This window comes from Alicyclobacillus fodiniaquatilis, from assembly GCF_042678105.1.
In the GTDB taxonomy this organism is placed as follows: domain Bacteria; phylum Bacillota; class Bacilli; order Alicyclobacillales; family Alicyclobacillaceae; genus Alicyclobacillus; species Alicyclobacillus fodiniaquatilis.
Map to the genome: position 1 here is coordinate 239,431 of NZ_JBHUCX010000099.1, position 19,945 is coordinate 259,375.

Sequence of the window (19,945 nt, forward strand, 5' to 3'; positions counted from 1 at the left end):
GTGAATGGCGGAAGGGCTACTCAATCTTCTCTTTATTCTGTGGCAACGTTCTTTTTCAGCAAGGACTCCGCTGTTCGCAGGACGTCTTCAACAAGGGCAGCGGCGGATTGGGCGTGCAAAAGTCGCAGCCCTTGCCCAGCCCACATGGACATGAATTCCGCGTTGTTCTGCTTGGCTGCGGCTTGCCGGATGTCGCGCGTGAGCGCGTTTTGTATCGGATAAGGCAGGAGGCTTTCGTCACCTGACCACTGACGTATGAACGTTGTCTGCAGTCCACGCGCCGCTTTTCCGGAATAGACTTTTGTAATGGTTGTCATTTCTTCTGTCGCGTGAGCGAGCGCATTTTTGTAAACGGGGTGCGCGCCGCTTTCCGGGCATGTGAGAAACGCAGTTCCCATCTGCACAGCATCTGCTCCGAGCAGCAAACAGGCGGCGAGTCCGCGTCCGTCCATGACGCCGCCCGCAGCAATGACCGGGATGGACACAGCGTCTGCAACCTGTGGAATAAAAGCCAAAGCGCCAATCAGCGCAGATGCTGCATCGTGGGCAAAAGTGCCGCGATGTCCGCCAGCTTCACTGCTTTGGGCGACGACGGCATCGACGCCAGCCTGCTCTAGTAGAATGGCTTCCTGTACGGTCGTGGCCGTTCCGATAATGCAGATGTCTTGTTGCTTCAATTTGGCGATGATGGCTGCATCCGGCATGCCAAATGTGAAGCTGAACACGGGCACGTCGAGATCTAGGATTGCCGCCAGTTGTTCATTGAACGGTTCCGCCATCTTCGTCACGTCGGGGGACAGGGGAATGTGCAATTGCTGGCGGAACGTGTCCAACGCGCGATTTGCTAGGTCGATTTCATCCCTGTCCACCTGATAGTGCTCGGGAATGAACAAGTTGACGCCGAAGGGCTGATCCGTCAAGTTGCGGATTTGCGTCACGGCAAGGCGAATCTGTTCGGCGCTCATGTAGCCAGCCCCAAGTGTCCCAAGACCACCCGCATTGGACACGGCGGCGACGAGTTCCGGGGTGGTGATGCCTCCGGCCATCCCAGCCTGAATGATGGGATTCTGAATCTGCAGCATTTCGGTCAGTTTTGTACGCAACATCCCGCGTGCCTCCTACGACCCCAAGCTTGACTTCTTCACAGATGATCTTAGCACAGCAGGGGACAAGTCAGAAGGCTATGTCGTCTGTACCAGTTGCACGCCATCCGGCAGTTCGAGCGCAGGTTGTCCATCGGTGAACGTACAGCGGATGACGCCGGTTTTGACCCGGAATTGGATGGAGATGTCCCGCAGTTCAGCGGGGATGTGCGGCGTGAACTGAACGGCTTGCCAACCGGGCGCGGCAGGTCTAAGCCCGATGATTTCTTCAATCAGAATGGGAATCGGCGCGCTGGCCCAGGGATGGCAGAGACTCGTGTTCCACTTCAGTTCTTTGGACCAAGCTTCAAAACATGTGGTCGCGCCCTCTTTCACCATGGTGCTCCACGCGTTTGTATCATCGGAAGTGATGAGATCATAAACCACTTGATACGCACCAGCTGAAGCCAGCGCTTTCAGGACAAAATACGCCATATAAACGCCGCACTGCAGGCCCTTTTTGGCGATAAAATCGACGGCGTTGGACTTCGCTTGGCGAGGAAACAAGTCGAACAAGAGCGGCAGAGCGACGGCATGTAAGGAAGTATGCTGTGAACCTTCTGCATCGACAAACAGCTGGGTCGCCGGATTGAAAAAAGTTCGCTGAAAGGCGCGACGAAAGTCTGACAGATCTTCCACAGGCAAATGCAAATGGCGCGCTATTTCCTGGACTGCCAGGCGTGAGCCAAAATAAAAGGCGTTGATCACGATATGACAGGTGTCGCCTATCGGAATGCTGAGTTCAACGTCATAGTCATCCCGCATACCTTCCGGCCAATCGACCACATTCCATTTGTCGGTGACCTGACATAAGAGGCCATCCGCGCGCTCGTACTGTTTAAAATGCTGCAAGAGCGCTTGCGCCAAAGGATACATTTCACGCAAAAATTCGATATCACCGCTTTGGCGGTAGTATTCCAACAGTTGTATCGGCCATTGGAGGGAAAAGTCTGCGATTTCCTGCATGAAGTGGCCAGGGGCGACGGCCACAAAACCGGGACAAACGCGTGAAGAGAGCAGCGCAAAATCGTAAAGCGCTTTTTTGAACATGCGGAGATCTCCGGTCAAATAGCCGTGCGCGTGCGTGATGACCGTATTGTCGCCGAGATATTGGCCTTTTTCGCGCGATGGACAGTCCACGTAGTTTTCTTGGGTGCCATATTTTACGCCGTTCTTACAGATGGTCCAGATTTGATTCAACAGCGCGTGTGAGGATGTAAACGTGCAGGTTTCTTCGTCGAAGGGAAAATGGCGGACGATGGCAGAAAAGCGCTCAACGTCGATTTTTACATCTGGTTTGCCAATCACCTCCACGTAGCGAAAGGCCTTATAATCGAAGAACTCCAGTTCATCCTCCTCGCGGCCAGACAATGTCCAGAATTCCTGATAGGTGCAATTGCAGCGCATCTCGTAGCGAACCGTCACCCCATCTGGGTTCAGTTCTTCACCACAGCGAATTTCAATTTTATCGCCGCTGTTGCCAGAGGCGAACATGTGGAACTGCCCCGTAATTTCCTGGCCGAAATCAATGACATAATGTTGTGCGCCGTGCAACTGTTCGACGCGCTCTGGTTTCATTTCATATACGGACAGCGTTGGCGTAGGCTGCCAGACAAGTTTGTGATCATCCGCGTGATGTACCCAAACCGGTTGCCAACTGCTGTCGTCAAACTCGACTCGTCGCCATGCAGGTTCCTTTAAGCGGTTATCCACATGTTCGAGCACCTGCGTTCGATAGCCAATCAATTCCCCTTGACCATACTCCTCTGTAATTCGATATTTCCACGTGCCATCTGTTTTCAGGACGAGATCATTGTCCACGAACAGCTCGGCAATCATGCCCTGGCGGTGGTCAGCGCTGTTAAACGCTCGACAGACAAATCCCTGGTAATAGACGTGTACGGCAATCACGTTTTGCCCAGGTTGCAGATACTTGGATATATCATAGCGATTGTAAAAATAGTGAAAGTAGTTTCCTTGCGCCGGGCCTTGACCAACAAACTGATCATTGACATACAGTTTGTAATAATCGTCTGCGGAGATGTCTAGGAAGGCAGATGTAAACGTGTCGCTGAGTACAAAAGTTTTCCGCAGGAGCATATGACGGTTTTGCAAATCGGCTCGATGCTGCGGTTGTGCGCTTTTTTCAGTTTCCTTGTGAAATAAATCGAGCGGTTTTACGTCGGAAAATTGCGGATCCATAATCCATTTCGCCTGCCAACTTCTATCCATATTTGAACCCTCCTCGGGTTAAGCGGTTTGACAACAGTCTACATGTCCATACGTGGTTCGTGCTCAACCATTTTGTAAGCGGTTGTGTCAACGGCAGCACGCGATGATTCTCTTCATGCGACGAATGTGCGCTAGCGCTGCACTACTCACCGAGCGCAGCGCCGTGTTGCGCATAATCCTTTGGCAAGATGCCGACGGTTCGTTTGAACATTTTCAAAAAGCTCGTGTAGTCCGTGAAACCGGATTTTTCTTGCGCCTCCGCCACACTGCATCCCTCAATCAGATAACGTTTGGCCATCGACAGCCGTTTGTAAATGATGTATTCGTGAAGTGTGCTGCCGATATGTTTTTTGAACAATTTGCTCAGATAGTACTTGTTGATAAACAACTCCTTTTCGAGCGTGTTCAAGGATAAATCTTCGTTTAAATGATGATCGATATAGTCGAGTACGGGCGATAGTTTCTGATGGACCTCAAAACTCAAGTTGTGATTTTTATGGTCTGCAAAACGTTGATTGATAAAGACGAGAATTTCGATTAAACAGCATAATTTTAACTGATTTGCGGCTGGAGGCGGAGATTTCACCAACTGTTCATAGCGTTTGAAAAGCATCGCCAACTCGGCAGTCTCCACTTTTGTCAACGGTATTTTGTTGTTTTCTCCTTTTTTCCTGTCGTAAAAGCAGCGTAACAACTGATAGGACCCCGAGTCGAATTGCGAAATATAGCGCGGGTCCAATTGGATGAAGATGCGCTCGTACGTCGCTGCAGACGCAAAGGCAGGTGTATGGATTTCGTCAGGGTTGGTCATGATGAAGTCGCCAACTGACAACGGGTAGATGTTTTTTTCCACGAAATAGCGGACGTCTCCTGCAAGCAGAAAGTAGAGCTCGCACCTATCGTGCAAGTGAAAATCGATCTTGGGAATGTCGCCGCGCGTATGTGAATATTCGACATGGTGATCGAAGTTCGTCAGGTGTCCTTGGTTCATTTGGAAGACCTCCGCATTCTCATAAACCAAGAATACCAATAAATAAGACAAAGGATGCAATACAATTGTGTTTTCTTTCAATATAGGCTGAAGAATGGACAGGATTTTAGATTCTCAAGTTTTGGAGTGTGGTCATGTGACGAACAACAAGAAGTTGAAAGTCGGCATTGTAGGGCTCGGCAACATTGGGCGACATCACCTCTCCTATTTGCCAGACATGGACAGAGTGGAACTAGTGGCTGTCTGTGACAGTGTGACGGAACGCGCTGATGAGTATGCGGCGAAGTTGGGCGCTGTGGCCTACTACAGCCCTGACGATATGTTTGCCAAATCCGATTTGGAAGCGGTCATTGTCGCCGTTCCTCATTACGATCACGTCACGATTGCCATTGAAGCGTTTCGCCGCGGCATCCATGTGCTTTGCGAGAAACCGCTTGCAGTTCATGTCAATGATGCCAAAAAAGTGATTGCGGCATATGAAGCGGCAAAGGAACAGCATCCGCAACTTGTGTTTGGCATGATGTTCAACGAAAGAACCTTTCCGTTCCATCGGAAAATAAAAGAAATTGTCGCCGGTGGTGAATTGGGGCAATTGGTGAGGGCCACTTGGATCAACACGAAATGGTTTAGGACGCAGGCCTATTACGACAGTGGCAGTTGGCGTGCGACCTGGTCTGGCGAGGGCGGCGGTATTTTGACAAACCAATGTCCGCACAACCTGGACATGTATCAATGGCTGTTCGGTTTGCCAGAGCGCATCAGTGGTCACGCGCACATCGGTAAGTATCACGACATCGAAGTGGAAGACGAGGTCACTGCTTACTTCGAACACGAAAACGGCATGGTTGGCCACTTCATCGTGACCACGGCTGAATCGCCGGGCACCAACCGCCTGGAAATCGTCGGCGAACATGGCAAGCTGGTCTACGAAGACGGCAAGTTGACCCTGCACAAAAATACAGTCTCGATGTTGCAGTTCAGCAGAGAAACCACGGAGGCGTGGGGACATATGGAGACCGAGGTGTCAGAAGTGGCGGTGGACACGACGGTCCCTTCAGGACACGCAGTGGTCACAGCGGAATTTGTCAAAGCTGCGCTTGACGGCAGTGAGCTCATCGCACACGGGAAGGAAGGCATCAACTCTGTCATTTTGGCCAATGGCATCATGCTTTCTTCGTTCATCGGACAGACGATTGATGTGCCCTTTGATTATGATGCGTATCAACGTGAACTCGAAGAGCGCATCCGCACATCCAAATTCGTGAAGGCGCCAGTTCAACAAGTGAAATCGGACATCGAGGGGTCATTCTCCAAGTAAGCGGGTGCAACGATTTTGACAAGACGCTCGAAGCCAACGTTTGCAACCAATCAGTCAATGTTGCATTTTGGTCGTCGCCGTTTGGCAACAGACATGTGAGGTGTAAGTGATGAAAGAACAGATGATTGCAGCGCAGCTTTACACGCTGCGGGATTTTCTCAAGACACCAGAAGACATTGAAGCCACGTTGAAGCGGGTCAAAGAAATTGGCTACAATGCCGTGCAAGTGTCCGGCTTGGGTCCAATTGAACCAGCGCGTTTAAAGAACATTGTAGATGAACTGGATTTGACCATTTGCGCAACCCATATTGGGTTTGATCAACTGCAGAATGATCTCGATGAGGTCATTCGCACCCACAAATTGTGGAACTGCGCTTACGTGGGCATTGGCGGTTTGCCGGGCGAATATCAGAAGAGCCGGGACAGCTATCAAACGTTTGTCCGCGCGTTTTCGGAAGTCGGGCGGAAGTTGGAGGCTGCAGGACTGCATTTGGTATATCACAACCACAACTTCGAATTTGAAAAATTCGACGGAGAGACGGGGATGGATGTGCTGCTGGCAGGGGCAGGGCCAGATACGTACAGCATGGAAATTGATACGTATTGGGTGCAAGCAGGCGGCGCAAGTCCACTGGAATGGATTGAGAAGGCCAAAGATCGCGTGAAGGTCATTCACTTGAAGGACATGGCCATCGTGTCACGGCAACAAGTGTTTGCCGAGATCGGGCAAGGCAATTTCAATTGGCCGTCGCTGATTCAGGCTTGTCGCAACAGCGGTGTGGAGTGGTATGTCGTAGAACAGGATACGTGTCAGCGCGATCCGTTCGAAAGTCTGGCCATGAGTTTAGCGTATTTGCGGACCTTGGTCTGAATGCAGGTGGCATCTATCTGCCATTGAGTCTGTCTAGTTGATGCGACGGCGGGGCTGGTGAATTTTACACTGGCCCCGCTTTCCATGCTCATTGCCTAGCTTGCGCTAAAGCGTTTAATTTGTTCATGGTCTTCCAATTGCGGGTCGTCGCAATGTGTCCCATTTTCTGTAGATTTTTTGCCAGCTTGGAATCCAATATGCTTTGGCGAAATAAAAAATAAACTTCTCGACCATGGATGAAGTACGCATCGTTGTCACGTTCACTGCTGGCCAATAAATCCTCCTCCTTCTGCGGCAGTTCTTCAGTTAAAATCGAGACATGGATGCTCTCTCCTTCTGTTAATATCACATCAGCATAAGGGCATTTCGCAATGATCCGTTCCAATTCCTCTGCGGTCCTTAAGACGACTGTACTCGTTATTCCAAAAGCAGTTTGGATCTCCTCTTCCATGCGAAGACGTAACGTTTGTGGCGCTTCTTCCGTTTCAAACAGGACGTTGCCGCTTTGAATATACGTCTGCACGCGATGAAGGCCCATGGCTTCCAATACGCGTTTCAAATCCGCCATCTTCATCTTGTGATGGCCACCCACGTTAATCCCGCGCAGCAGTGCGATATAGATTGTCATCTTCAGAAACTCCCTTTAGATGTCTCACTCACTGCATCTCACATCTCATTCCATATTAAAGATCATTTCGCGCGTCGGCAAATTTCCAGTTTTTCAGTGCATGATAGACAGTATACAGGTGTGCATTACGGAAACATTAGTGTCATCAAATGTGGAGGTGATGTTCAATGACGATTGCACAGCAGGTGAAAACAACCGTCGCGTCTTTAAAAACAGCACAAGCCAATTTAGAGACATTTGCGTTGTCTACGCAAAACAAACAAGCCAAGCAAATGTACACGCAAGCAGCGCAAACGACGCAGACCATTGTGGACAGCCTGCAGCAACGCGTGGGTCAAATCGAACAGGAAGAGCCAACCTACAAAGGATTTTAATCTTAAACGTCATGCCCAAGGGAGGGGATTTTTTTCTCTCCCTTTTGAAGGAGTTTTCACATGCCTGACTGGATAAATATACTGATCCGCTCGTTGGTGTCGTTTGCCGCCATGTTTCTTTTTGCGAAAGTGATTGGGAAACGTCAGTTATCACAAATCAGTTTTTTTGAATACATCGTCGGCATCGCCATCGGTGATATGGCAGCGATTATTGCCGATAACATCGATGGACCTATCTATCATGGGCTTTTGACGATGTTTGTATATACAGTGCTTCCGTTGTTTCTCAGTTGGCTTGCATTAAAAAGCAAGGGCGCGCGGGATTTTTTTGAAGGAAAAGCGCGCGTCCTCATTCAGGATGGGAAAATTTTAGAAGATAACCTGAAAAAAGAGCGGATGTCCACAGATGAACTTTTGGAGCATTTACGTACGAGAAATGCATTTAAAGTAGCAGATGTCGAGTTTGCGCTTATGGAGCCGAGCGGTTCTGTCAATGTCCTGCTTAAATCAGAAAACCAGCCGATGACAGCGAAAAAAATGGGATGGCAAGTGGCGCCGGAAGTGGCGCCTCAAACCGTCATTATGGATGGGAACATCATTGACGAATCCCTTGCAACACTAGGATTTAACCGAGCTTGGCTGAAGGGGGAACTCCAGAAACAAGGGGTCGCTATTGAAAATGTCTATCTTGGTCAAGTGGATGCCAATGGAGCGTTGTATCTGGATCTGTTTGACGATTTAGTGAAAGTCCCCGAGCCGCAAAATCTCAAATTGACCTATATCACGTTAAAAAAGAGTCAGGCAGATCTGGAGTTGTACGCACTTTCTGTGGAAGATGAACAAGTGAAAAAGGCTTATGAGCGTGAAGCAAAACAACTTCAGAAGACGATTGAACAGTTGAAGCCGCTTCTCACGAGATGAAAGAGGAAATTCCCTGAAAGAGTGATACACAATGTCAAATCAAAAAATGAAAAAACTGACGCCGATTCAGCAGCAATACCAAGCACTGGCTCATCAACACGAACCAGCGCGTCCGTTACTGCGCAATTTTACGCGCGCCTTTCTGGTTGGGGGAACCATTTCCCTGATTGGACAGGTAATTCAGACGATCTTTGTTCGTTATTTTGGATTTTCGCAGCAGATGGCTGGGAATCCTACGGTTGCCATCCTGATACTCATCGCGGCCATTCTGACCGGGTTTGGCGTGTTCGATAAAATTGCCCAATGGGCCGGCGCAGGAACCGCGATTCCTGTGACTGGATTCGCCAATTCGATTGTCTCCGCAGCGTTGGAGCATAAAAGTGAAGGATATGTGCTTGGCGTCGGAGGCAATATGTTCAAGTTGGCAGGGTCCGTCATCGTATTCGGTGTGGTCGCCGCCTTTTTTATTGGTTTGATCAGGACAATCATCGCAATGGGAGGGTAAACGATGCTGCAAGGGCACCAGAGCTGGGTATTTTCTCGTAGACCAATGATTTTGTCGTCATCGGCCATCGGTGGGCCATTTGAAGCGCAGGGCCCCCTCGCCGACGATTTTGATTTATTGCACGGAGATTTATTGTTGGAGCAAAAGAGTTGGGAAAAAGCAGAGAAGATGCTTCTGGATGAAGCCTGTGCCAAAGCCATTGAAAAAGCTGGGCTGACGAAGGAAAGTATCAATTTTTTCATCTGTGGCGACTTAATGAACCAGATCATCTCCTCCTCCTTCGCTGCCCGTACCTTGTCAGCGCCGTATATCGGCGTGTTTGGCGCATGTTCGACCTCCATGGAAAGCCTGGCCATTGCGGCGCTGCTTGTCGACAAGCAGGCGGCGAAGTACACGCTGGCTGCTACAGCCAGTCACAATGCTTCAGCGGAGAAGCAGTATCGTTATCCCACAGAGTATGGCGCACAAAAGCCACCATCAGCGCAGTGGACCGTCACGGCCAGCGGTGCAGCCATTGTGGCCGAAGGCGCCGAAGGGGACAACACGCTCCACGTGACATCGGCGACCATCGGACGCATCGTGGACATGGGTCTGACCGATCCATTTAATATGGGTGCAGCGATGGCCCCAGCCGCTTACGATACGATTGAATCCCATTTCCGTGATTTACAAATTCCTGAAGATCACTACGATTTGATAGTCACTGGGGATTTAGGCAAAGTCGGACATAGTATCTTGTTGGAACTATTCCAGAACCATCAACTGAATATTTCGCCCGATCACTACCGTGACGCGGGCATGATGATTTACGGCGACAATCCTGCCGTATGGTCGGGGGGAAGCGGTTGTGGTTGTTCTGCTGCAGTTACATATGGCCACCTATTTCAAAAAATGCGAAAAAGGGCCTGGAAGCGGATCTTGATTGTGGCTACTGGGGCATTGTTATCCCCAATTTCTTTTCAACAGAAGGAAAGCATTCCCTGTATTGCCCATGCCGTGTCAATTGAGCGAAGCGAGAGGTGATGGATGATATGATATTCTTTTGGGCTTTTCTCGTGGGGGGCGTCATTTGTTTGATTGGTCAATTTCTCATGGATGTCGTCAAGTTGACACCCGCCAATACGGTGTCTGCCATGGTGGTTTTTGGCGCGGTGTTGGGCGGACTTGATTTATACCAGCCGTTGATAAAGTTTTCCGGCGCCGGTGCAACGGTCCCCATCACATCCTTTGGCAACGCGCTGGTACAAGGCGCTATCGTGGAGGGGCGGGTTCATGGTCTTACAGGCGTCATCACGGGCATATTTGAAGTGACGAGCGCAGGCGTTTCGGCTGCCATCATTTTTGGTTTCTTGGCGGCGGTCGTCTTCCGGCCACGCGGATAACTTAGCGGCGGGATCGATTTTCACATCCGTTCATATCCAGTTCATATTTCCGTCTTACATTGGTCTCAAATGTAAGGGGGAGTGGCAGTGAAACAGAAGAATCACAAAGTGCTTATCATCATCGGTCTAATGATTGGCCTCATTTTTTCCGAACTGGATGAAACGGTCGTCAACACCGCATTACCGACCATTATTCGCGATTTAAACGGGCTGTCTTTATACGGTTGGGTCGCAGGCGTATATATGCTTGCCATGACATCGTTTATGCCCATACTGGGGAAACTCGCTGACTTATATGGCCGCAAACGCGTCTATATCATCAGTATCTGTCTGTTTATCGCCGGATCCATCGTCAGCGGCAGCGCCCATTCCATGCCGATGCTCCTGATTGGCCGAGGCATTCAAGGCAGTGGCGCGGGTGGTTTAATGCCATTGGCCATGATGATTTTTGGTGATGTATTCAGCGTAGAAGAACGTTCCAAAATACAAGGTGTATTCGGTGCCGTCATGTTTATTCCGCAATTGCTCGGTCCATTGATTGGCGGTTATTTTACCCAACACATGTCATGGCATTGGATCTTTTGGATCAACATTCCGGTCGGCGTGTTGGCAGCCATCATCCTATCAGCGGGCTTGCGTGAATCCAAGGGCAGTAGCAACGTGCGCATTGACTGGGGCGGCGCGTTTCTCCTGGTCACCGCCATTATTTCGCTTTTGATCACGCCTGTACTGCACGAAAACGCAGGTTATGCTTGGCAATCACCGTTTCTCATCGGACTTTTGGTGCTTGGCGCCTTGTTGCTGGTCCTGTTTACCTTTGTGGAATCAAAGGCGAAAGAACCAATTCTTCCATTGCATTTATTTCGCAATCGCACGTTTGTCGTCATCTCCTTTATTGTCTTCACACTGATGTTGGGTGTGATGGGCGCTGCCGCATCATTCCAATTGTTCGCACAGAACGTCCTGGGGATGACGCCTATTGAATCGGGTTATTTGACCTTGCCGTTGATGATCGGAGGCATACTTTCGAGTGTCGTGGCTGGTCGCATGATGACGAAGGTTCCCTATCGGTCCATTTTCATCGTCTCCATGATTCTCCCGGCCATTGCGTTTTACCTGATGACGGGCATCGACGCACACACCAAGATCATCGCGATCATCTGCTACTTCGTCATTTTGGGGCTTGGCTTTGGCATCTTGTTCAACAACAATCTGATTGTGCAAGAATCTGTGCCGAAAGAACATAGTGGTGTCGCGTTGTCCACCGTCACGTTGTTTCAATCCATCGGCATGACCATCGGGCAAAGTGTCTACGGCAGCTTACTTGCCTCGCAAATTTCGTCCGGCGTACGCGGTTTGGCTGGAAAATTGCCGCCAGGCAGCACTGGTGCATTGGCGCAGGCCGATAAAGGTGGGATTCCCAAAGGTTTAGCGCCAAATTTAGTGGAACAAATCAAAATGGTTTTCTCGTCTGCCTTCCAGCATTTGTACTGGGTATCGTTTGTGATGGCCATCGTCGTGTTCGTGATTTGCTGGTTTTTGAAAAGCGAAGTTGTATCTGCAGCGACTGCCAAGGAGAAAGAAAAAGCAACGCTGGAGGTTATGGAATCTTGATGTGTTTTTCTAGTGGCACACTTGATGTTCAGTGAGGCGCGTGTTGTTATCAAGGCGCTATCATGTGTATTGAAGAAGATGGCTGTAAAAAGATAGACTGTAAATGTAAAAGAACATGCAGAAACAAGCCGTTATTGCTCGATGTGACAAACGGCTTGTTTTTTCGCGAAAAGATGTTTAGTGCTGATTCACTTGGATAATATTTTTTGGGAGGAAATCGCAGGTGAAAAATGATAGCGGGGATGACGTCCAAACAAAGCGAGTTTGTCAGAAACAAGTTGATGGCGTTCAACGCCATCCATACGCCAGAAGAAGTGCCACAGCATTTCGAAGAAGTGAGTTTTGCTGTGATGGAGTTTACAAGCAACGCGGCTACGAAATGGTCGGCACAGTTGAGTATTTACCAGGGAAGTTCGCGCGGCACTATTTGGTCAAATGGTTGAACGGATCGGATAAACGCGTTTACCTCAAAACGCCAAGTTTCACCGATGTGACGGATTATGTCAGGTATCTCTGGTCCGACGAAGAGACCATGAAAGATGTAGGTGGGACACATGAAATGGGCGAAGAACGGGCTAAACGCTGGTTCGCTTCGTGGATTCAACCGGGCAATCGGGATCGACGGTATTTTTTAATCGCGCGGAAAGCGGACGACTTACCTGTCGGAGAGGCTTGTTTTTACAGCTATGATCCCGACACAAAAATTGCGAAGTGCAGTATGAACATAGAAGCGCGATACCGTGGAAACGGATATGCTAAAGACGCGCTGGAGCTGTTGTTGCGGCTGTATTTTGACGAATTTGGCGGGGAGGTCATAGTGGACGATATTGCGGCTGTGAACCAACGCGCGCAACACGTTTTCTGTAGGTTTGGATTTGAGCATGACCCATCACTTTCTAGTAGACTCACATCTGTGGGTGACGACGACGTATTTTGGGTTCGTATGGACAAGTGTAAGTTTGAGCAGCTTTATGGAGGGGGGACCCCTCATGACCATCACGGTACGGAAAGCGATTGTTGAGGATGTACTTCACATCACAACTTTGTCCCAATGATGAGCGGCACGAGTTCAAGATGTGGTATGCGCAAATGTATCGCAAGATCTACGGATATGCCCCTAAAAACGCCATCGAAAAACCTTATCTTTTAATTCAACGATAAATCAATAATCAGCGTATAGGCTATATGCAAATGAAGGGCACGCGGCAGGTGTGCCTGTTTTGCGCAGGGAGTGGTCACAGCCAAGGAGATACATACTCTGTACATTTTAGACTTCTACCGTTGGGCGCGCTGCATTTCGAGTTAGGGCATTTTCTATGCATTTTGTGTAACATCATCAGCGGTATAGCAGGTAAGCCATCATAAAAATACTATAAAGTGCTGGAGTGACATCGGTGAGTAAGATTCAGTTTCGTTCAAGGCATATATGGCTTATACTCATTGGACTTTTGACCACCTTCCTTGATTTTTGGAATTTATCGAAAAATGGCTATGCAAACACGTATTATGCCGCAGCGGTCAAGAGCATGCTGCAGAGCTTTCACAACTTCTTCTTTCTCTCGTTTGATCCAGGTGGTTTTATCACAGTCGACAAACCACCGGTCGGCTTTTGGATTCAAACGCTCAGTGCCTGGATTTTTGGCTTTCATGGGTGGAGCATCCTAGCGCCGGAAGCATTGTCAGGCGTAGCGTCCGTTTTGATTCTCTATCATCTCGTCGCCAAAAAACACGGCTATCTCCCCGGATTGATCGCCGCGTTCTTATTGGCGATCACGCCGCTCTCCGTCGCGACCAACCGCAACAACACGATTGACAGCATCCTGACAACGGCGATGCTGGCTACCGCTTGGGCGCTGCTGAAAGCCACAGAAGCGGGCAAGCGCCGACTGGTTTGGTTACTGGTGGCGGCAGGCATACTTGGCGTTGGATTTAACATCAAATTTGCTGAAGCGTATCTGGTTTTACCAGCCATGATTGTCGGCTACGCATTTGTGCAGAACCTGAAAATTCGAACGAAAATCATACACCTATTCTTGGCGGCCTGCGTCTTGACCATTGTTTCATTCTCATGGTCTGTCATCGTGGATGCGGTGCCAGCCCAAGACAGACCGTGGGTGGGCAGCACCCAGACCAACAGCGAAGTCAACCTGGCAGTGGGCTATGACGGCCTCCAACGCGTTACCGGCAACATGACTGGCATGCGTGGCGGCGGTGGTACGCGCAACTTTGGCCAAACAAAAGGAAGCAACAGTGCCACAGCGTCGAATCACAACAACCCAATAGGGGGCAACAACGCCGCTGCGGGCAGTCACAGTGCTTCCGCAAACAATGGCGCAACATGGGGTCACAACTTCCAATCAGGAAAGGGCAACAAAACTGCAGCAAGTAGTGGCACTGCTAGCAACGGTGCTGGTTCAGCTCAGGGCGGGTTCCAGTACCATGGGCAAACCTTCCGTCAAGGTCAAGGTGGGTTCGGACAAGGCGGACAGTCTGGGAATGCGAAAGCCAATTTTGGTGGTTGGAACGCTGGCAGAGGCGGTCAAACCAACATCTTGCTTCGGTTGTTGACTGGCAGCGACGCGATGCAAGTTGGCTGGTGGTTGCCGCTGGGGATCGCTGGGTTTTTCCTGACGGTCTTGGGCAATTATCGCCGCCGTAAGTCGGAGGAATCTCGTAAGTTCTGGCCGTCTTTGGCGATGTGGAGTGCATGGTTTGCGACGACCGTGCTGTACTTTACGTTTGTCTCTGCGTTGCACACGTACTACATGGTGACCATGGCGCCAGCCATCGCGGCCATGATTGGCATCGGGTTTGGCGAAGTCCGTCACTATCTGCATCACAAGTGGCGTGTGATCTTTTGTGCTTGCATCGTCGTGATTGGGATGGCCGCATATCAGTTGCATCTGGCCTGGTCATACGCCAACTTGAGATGGACATTCACAATATTGATTGGCATTGGTGTCGTTGTGGCCTTGATCTCGCTGGGTCTCAGTTTCGCGACCAATCGCAAACGGATCTTCAACTGGACGATGATTGGCGCATTTCTGTTCAGCATCGCCGTCATCCCAGCCTATTGGTCGTATAGCACTTTGACCTATGCGGCGAACGGATCTGACCCAACCGCTGGCCCAGTGTCTCAGGGCGCTGGCAATCACAGTATTGCTGGAGGGAACTTTGCGGGCTTTGGACAGATGGGTGCCAATGTGAATGAGCAGTTGTTAAGTTACCTGAAGAGTCACTATCAAGGTGGATATCTGTTGGTGACGCAGAATGCGACGACAGCTGCGCCATACATTCTCGCGACCGGATTGCCGGTCATGGCCATGGGTGGATTCCGAGGATCGGACCCGGCCATCAATTCGACGCAACTGCAAACCCTCGCGCAAGAAGGAAAGGTGAAGTATTTCCTCGTTTCCGGCGGGGGTACTGCGCCGCAAAATGCCAACCAGGATACAGAGAAGAAGGGCACCTTCACATTTGGTGACGGCGGGGCTAGTGGCAGTGGCAACGGGTTCGGCAATTTCAGAGGCCGCATGAATCCCGATTTTGCAGGTTTTGGTGAGCATGGCGGAACCGGTGGTTTTGCAGGTTTTGGCGGGTTCGCAGGCTTCGGTGGGTCCAGTACACAGTCGCAAAATATCAGTTGGATCGAGAAAAACTGCAAACTTGTGCCCACTTCCGAGTGGGAAGGGACGACAACAACAGCGAAGTCAGGCACTCAAAGCAACGCTGGATTTGGCTTTGGCGGCGGTGGACAGTTGTATGAGTACGTTGGACAGACAGGGACGAAATGAGAAAGGAGTGACGGACCATGGCTAGGCAGATGACATCGTATCAGATGAATGAAGCGGGAATGACAGTGGTAAAAGAGACCGGGACTCAGCTTCCCCTTGCCGATGGACACGTGCGAATTTCGGTCGTGATTCCTGTCTACAACGAAGAAGAAGTGATTCGGAAGACCTATACACGGCTCAAACGCGTGATGGAGACGGTGCATGATTCGTATGAACTGTTGTTTGTCAATGACGGCAGCCGTGATAACACGGCTGCGCTCATTCGCGAAATATGTCTCGAAGATGAAACGGTCAAACTCCTGAATTTCTCGCGCAATTTTGGCCATCAGTTGGCCATCACCGCAGGCATGGAACACGCCGTCGGAGATGCGGTGGTGGTGATTGACGGAGATTTGCAGGATCCGCCAGAACTGATTCCGGCCATGGTAGAAAAGTGGCAACAGGGCTTTCAGGTGGTATATGCCAAGCGGTTGCAACGTAAAGGAGAGACGCTGTTCAAAAAGTGGACGGCGTCCATCTTCTACAGACTGCTGCGCCGACTGACCGATGTGGAAATTCCAGTGGACACTGGTGATTTTCGCTTGATAGACAGAAAAGTGTGCGACGTGCTCACATTCATGAAGGAAAAGCACCGTTTCATCCGCGGGATGGTCAGTTGGGCGGGATTCCGCCAGACATCCGTCGAATATGCGCGCGACAGCCGCCAAGCGGGTGTGACCAAGTATTCCATGAAGAAAATGATCCGCCTGTCTTTGGATGCCGTTACGTCATTTTCACATGTGCCCATAAAGCTGGCGGGTTATCTTGGCGTGATCAGCTTTTTGGCAAGTCTTGTGTATTTGTTGATGGTGCTCATTTTCAACCACGCTGTATCAAGTGTCGACGCACTGACGTTCATCGCGCTGATCTTAGGCGGGATCATCCTCGTCTGCATGGGCGCGCTGGGGGAGTATGTCGGTCGGATTTACGATGAAGTGAAGGACAGACCACTCTACTTAGTGGATAGCCATGAAGGGTTTGGCAGAACGGAGGCCAACCATGACTGAGCATGCGCGCGGAACACGCGCGCCGCTGCCAAGCGCCCAATTGTTGAAATTTGCAGCCGTAGGTGCGTCAAATAGCTTGGTCGATCTCGTCTTGTTTGTGGTGTTCTATCACGAACTGCATCTAAACTACATCGTCGCTCATATGATATCGTACAGTTGCGGTACGCTAAACAGTTTTGTTTTGAACAAATACTTCACATTCGAGCGCAGGAGTAAACTGCATGGACAGGAAGTCTATCGGTTTGTTCTTTTGAATATATGTTCCTTTTTGTTGTCGGTCGTTTTCATCTATGGGTTCAATCATTTTCTACACTTTCAGGTCATGGTCAGCAAAATACTGTCCATCGTGCTGACGGTGATTGTGAACTATTTTGGCAGTAAGTACTGGTGTTTTGCTGAAAAGAAGGTGAAGAGTGCGGGTCAAATAGCCCGCAGGTGAATCGGTGTTTTCCAATTGCTTAATAGACCGCCATGCGTGATGCGTCCCGCACCAGCAGAACCATGAAAATGCCAGTCAAATGGGAGCATCGCGGATGGCGTACGCAGAGGTATCGGATGATTTACAGGATAGGCTAAACCGTTTTAATCTCCTCTTCTATAGCGATAACTTCCCTTGCTGCTTCTATGAAAGATAATATGATTGGTGAAAGCCACTTGTCTTTATGCCATAGCATCTGTGTATACACGTGCAAGTCCGGAATTTGCCATGGAAGCGCAACAAGTTCGCCTCGTTCAACTTCGGCTTCTGTTACTACTTCAGGAAGAAAGGCAATACCGATTCCCGTAATTGCACATTGCTTAATGGCTTCAGCATTTTGAAACTCTAAATATGTAATACTATCAATACCCTCTTTCTCAAAGGTCCGGTCAAACATGGTTCGATAGGTACAACCCTTTTCGTTCGTCAGGAACACTTCTCCGTGAAAATCTTCTAGTTGCAATATAGTTCGTCTCGCGAGTGGATGGTCTGGAGCGACGAAAAAGCGGAAAGTCTCTTCCAGCAAAGGTTCCACAGCAAGTCCCGTTGAGTGAATGGGTTCGTCCAACATAAAGACGACATCTGTGATTCCCTCAAAGAGCGTTTGCTTGAGTTGTTGATTTGGAACGGAGCGGAAGATCAGACGAACCTTCGGATGGCGGGAACGAAATCGGTGAAAGACAACTGGAAGACGATAGGCGCAAAGAACCTCGTTGGCACTAATCGTTAGGGTGCCACCAAGATTTTCATTGTCATGAACGACGCTGCGTGCTTCGTCCAGTTTGTTTAGAACGCTTTGGATATGAGTTAAAAAGCGCTTACCTGCAGTTGTGAGAACGAGGTGCTTGCCCAAGCGGTCAAAGAGACGCACCCCAAGCTCATCCTCCAATGCTTTTATTTGCATCGTTACGTTGGAGGGGACGTAGCTTAGCACTTCCGCAGCCCGACTGAAATTTAAAGTTGATGCAACCGTGCGAAACGTAATCAGTTGGCGCAACTCCATTACACGTATCCCCTTTTTATCTTCAATATTACTGAATACTGCTTTCAATTGTATTCATTTTTATTGAAGATATCACAGACCTATACTAAGTAAAAGAAATACAATTGTGAACACGCGCAGCAAAGTCATGAGTCCCTAATTTGGAGGTGAACCATATGGCATTGTTTGAATTTGGTCTCCCGGAACTTGGGGAGGGCTTGCACGAAGGTCGAATCAGCAAATGGCTTGTCCAACCAGGAGATAGCATTCAGGAGGACGATGCAGTTTCCGAAGTGGAGAACGACAAATCCCTCGTCGAACTCCCGTCTCCAGTGAGTGGCAAAATCGTCGAAATCAAGGTCCCGGAAGGCGCTACTTGCGTCGTTGGAGATATCATTCTCACCATCGAGGTTGCAGGCGACGGACAAGCATCACATAGGGTTGACGAAGGTAGCGAATCGTCGGCTGTCCCGGCGGTTGCGCAGGTCAGCGGCGAAGAGATCGAAGAGCGCGTAGCATTGCCGATGATCCGCCAGGCGATTGCTCGTACGGTGATCAAAAGTATGTATACGGCACCTCATGTGACATTAATGGACGAGGTGGACGTAACTGAACTCGTCAAGTTACGCAAAGAGATCAAGCCGGTCGCCGAGGCCCGCGGCGTCAAGATGACTTATCTCCCGTTCATCGTGAAGGCACTGATTGCCGCTCTGCGCAGCCGCCCTCAGTTGAACGCGTCGTATGACGAAGAGAAGCAGGAACTTGTACTGAAACGCTACTATCATATCGGCATTATGACAGATACTGACCGTGGTCTTCTCGTTCCAGTCGTCAAACACGCTGATCAGAAAAACATGTGGGATATCGCGCAAAAAATTCACGATCTCGCGGCGCGTGGCCGAAGTGGGAAGCTGTCCCCGAACGAGATGAAAGGCAGTACCATCTCCATTACGAATATCGGTTCCGCTGGCGGTATGTTCTTCACTCCGATTATCAACTACCCTGAGGTCGCGATTCTTGGTGTCGGCCGCATCACAGAGAAACCTGTGATGCGCGATGGAGCATTCGCAGTCGGCCAAATGATGTCGCTCTCGTTAAGTTTCGATCACCGCGTGATCGACGGCGCGCTGGGTCAACAATTGGTCAACGACATCAAACGTCTGTTGGAAAACCCTCGTCTGCTGCTTTTGGAGGTGTAGGCAATGGTTTGTTCCTTTCTCTTTGATTCCTCGTCAATGGGAGCAGTGGTGTTAGCTTATGATATTTGGATGTTCTGTTTGTTCACGCCCACAGGGGTTGACGGAGAAGCGACCGGGAGATATCATGAAGCAAATTCCAATCGGGATCGACATGGACGAAGACGAGTACGCATTCAAGATGTGTCGCAGAGAGTCGGCGGCTGGTGTGAGCCGACACGCATCGGATGCCGAATGGCCTTCTGAGTTGCCCACCGAACCCACATCAGTGGCAGTAGGTGTTGCCGGGTGTGCCTCACCGTTACCAAGAGGCAGGTATCGAAATGTACGCGCCAAATGGCAACAGGGATTTCCGTACTGAAGAGTGCGTCGAGGCAAGCGGCTTCGACGAATGAGGGTGGCACCACGGTCTCACGTCCCTTTGCGGACGTGGGGCCTTTTTGTATTTGCGCCAAGAAAGGAGGTGGTGGT

Annotated in this window: 18 protein-coding genes and 1 other annotated feature; of the genes, 13 read left to right on the top strand and 5 right to left on the bottom strand. The window is 50.0% G+C overall.

The genetic code is table 11. The annotated features are described in order from the left end of the window. Positions 1–32 precede the first annotated feature (32 nt). From ACFSB2_RS24885 to ACFSB2_RS24895, 3 genes are all read right to left on the bottom strand, one after another. The gene (locus ACFSB2_RS24885) at positions 33–1,106 is read right to left on the bottom strand and encodes an NAD(P)H-dependent flavin oxidoreductase (RefSeq protein ID WP_377945827.1); all 1,074 of its coding nucleotides are present in this window, start codon (positions 1,104–1,106) and stop codon (positions 33–35) included. 75 nt (positions 1,107–1,181) lie between these two features. Continuing rightward, a complete protein-coding gene (locus ACFSB2_RS24890; protein ID WP_377945828.1) occupies positions 1,182–3,374 on the bottom strand; it encodes a family 78 glycoside hydrolase catalytic domain in 2,193 nt (730 codons plus the stop codon). 142 nt (positions 3,375–3,516) lie between these two features. After that, the gene (locus ACFSB2_RS24895) at positions 3,517–4,365 is read right to left on the bottom strand and encodes an AraC family transcriptional regulator (protein WP_377945829.1); all 849 of its coding nucleotides are present in this window, start codon (positions 4,363–4,365) and stop codon (positions 3,517–3,519) included. Positions 4,366–4,501: 136 nt separating this feature from the next. Between ACFSB2_RS24895 and ACFSB2_RS24900 the strand changes: the two genes are divergently transcribed. Together ACFSB2_RS24900 and ACFSB2_RS24905 are read left to right on the top strand one after the other, a co-directional pair. Continuing rightward, positions 4,502–5,683 carry a Gfo/Idh/MocA family protein gene (locus ACFSB2_RS24900; protein WP_377945830.1) on the top strand — a complete coding sequence of 394 codons (1,182 nt, stop codon included), beginning with the start codon at positions 4,502–4,504 and terminating at the stop codon, positions 5,681–5,683. 109 nt (positions 5,684–5,792) lie between these two features. Next, the gene (locus ACFSB2_RS24905) at positions 5,793–6,554 is read left to right on the top strand and encodes a sugar phosphate isomerase/epimerase family protein (protein ID WP_377945831.1); all 762 of its coding nucleotides are present in this window, start codon (positions 5,793–5,795) and stop codon (positions 6,552–6,554) included. Between the two features lie 88 nt (positions 6,555–6,642). Here ACFSB2_RS24905 and ACFSB2_RS24910 read toward each other — a convergent pair whose 3' ends face one another. Further along, positions 6,643–7,182 (bottom strand): DUF1697 domain-containing protein, encoded by a 540-nt coding sequence (locus tag ACFSB2_RS24910; RefSeq protein ID WP_377945832.1) that lies wholly within the window; start codon positions 7,180–7,182, stop codon positions 6,643–6,645. A 167-nt stretch (positions 7,183–7,349) separates the two neighbouring features. Here ACFSB2_RS24910 and ACFSB2_RS24915 point away from each other — a divergent pair, with 167 nt between their 5' ends. The 10 genes from ACFSB2_RS24915 to ACFSB2_RS24960 all read left to right on the top strand — a co-directional run bounded on the left by ACFSB2_RS24915 (position 7,350) and on the right by ACFSB2_RS24960 (position 17,257). Further along, on the top strand, positions 7,350–7,556 hold the full coding sequence (locus ACFSB2_RS24915; protein WP_377945833.1) for a DUF1657 domain-containing protein: 207 nt from the start codon (positions 7,350–7,352) through the stop codon (positions 7,554–7,556). A 60-nt stretch (positions 7,557–7,616) separates the two neighbouring features. Further along, positions 7,617–8,477, top strand: coding sequence for a DUF421 domain-containing protein (locus ACFSB2_RS24920; RefSeq protein ID WP_377945834.1), 861 nt, complete (start codon positions 7,617–7,619; stop codon positions 8,475–8,477). 31 nt (positions 8,478–8,508) lie between these two features. Next, positions 8,509–8,982, top strand: a complete 474-nt coding sequence (gene spoVAC, locus ACFSB2_RS24925; protein WP_377945835.1) for a stage V sporulation protein AC — start codon at positions 8,509–8,511, stop codon at positions 8,980–8,982. Positions 8,983–8,985: 3 nt separating this feature from the next. Further along, the gene (gene spoVAD / locus ACFSB2_RS24930) at positions 8,986–10,005 is read left to right on the top strand and encodes a stage V sporulation protein AD (RefSeq protein WP_377945836.1); all 1,020 of its coding nucleotides are present in this window, start codon (positions 8,986–8,988) and stop codon (positions 10,003–10,005) included. Between the two features lie 8 nt (positions 10,006–10,013). Then, complete coding sequence (gene spoVAE / locus ACFSB2_RS24935) at positions 10,014–10,364, top strand: stage V sporulation protein AE (protein ID WP_377945838.1); 351 nt, start codon at positions 10,014–10,016, stop codon at positions 10,362–10,364. Between the two features lie 87 nt (positions 10,365–10,451). Further along, positions 10,452–11,978 carry an MDR family MFS transporter gene (locus ACFSB2_RS24940; protein WP_377945840.1) on the top strand — a complete coding sequence of 509 codons (1,527 nt, stop codon included), beginning with the start codon at positions 10,452–10,454 and terminating at the stop codon, positions 11,976–11,978. Between the two features lie 223 nt (positions 11,979–12,201). Next, complete coding sequence (locus ACFSB2_RS24945) at positions 12,202–12,999, top strand: GNAT family N-acetyltransferase (RefSeq protein ID WP_377945842.1); 798 nt, start codon at positions 12,202–12,204, stop codon at positions 12,997–12,999. Positions 13,000–13,372: 373 nt separating this feature from the next. After that, complete coding sequence (locus ACFSB2_RS24950) at positions 13,373–15,772, top strand: ArnT family glycosyltransferase (protein WP_377945844.1); 2,400 nt, start codon at positions 13,373–13,375, stop codon at positions 15,770–15,772. A 59-nt stretch (positions 15,773–15,831) separates the two neighbouring features. Next, positions 15,832–16,818, top strand: coding sequence for a glycosyltransferase family 2 protein (locus ACFSB2_RS24955; protein WP_377946016.1), 987 nt, complete (start codon positions 15,832–15,834; stop codon positions 16,816–16,818). After that, entirely contained in the window at positions 16,811–17,257 is a 447-nt protein-coding gene (locus tag ACFSB2_RS24960; protein ID WP_377945846.1) for a GtrA family protein, read from the top strand. Before ACFSB2_RS24955 ends, ACFSB2_RS24960 begins: the two co-directional genes overlap by 8 nt. Before the next feature lie 133 nt (positions 17,258–17,390). Here ACFSB2_RS24960 and ACFSB2_RS24965 read toward each other — a convergent pair whose 3' ends face one another. Beyond that, positions 17,391–18,299, bottom strand: a complete 909-nt coding sequence (locus ACFSB2_RS24965; protein WP_377945848.1) for a LysR family transcriptional regulator — start codon at positions 18,297–18,299, stop codon at positions 17,391–17,393. A gap of 155 nt (positions 18,300–18,454) precedes the next feature. Between ACFSB2_RS24965 and ACFSB2_RS24970 the strand changes: the two genes are divergently transcribed. Then, positions 18,455–19,477, top strand: coding sequence for a dihydrolipoamide acetyltransferase family protein (locus ACFSB2_RS24970; RefSeq protein WP_377945850.1), 1,023 nt, complete (start codon positions 18,455–18,457; stop codon positions 19,475–19,477). 143 nt (positions 19,478–19,620) lie between these two features. Next, positions 19,621–19,898: a binding site (T-box leader), on the top strand. Positions 19,899–19,945 lie beyond the last annotated feature (47 nt).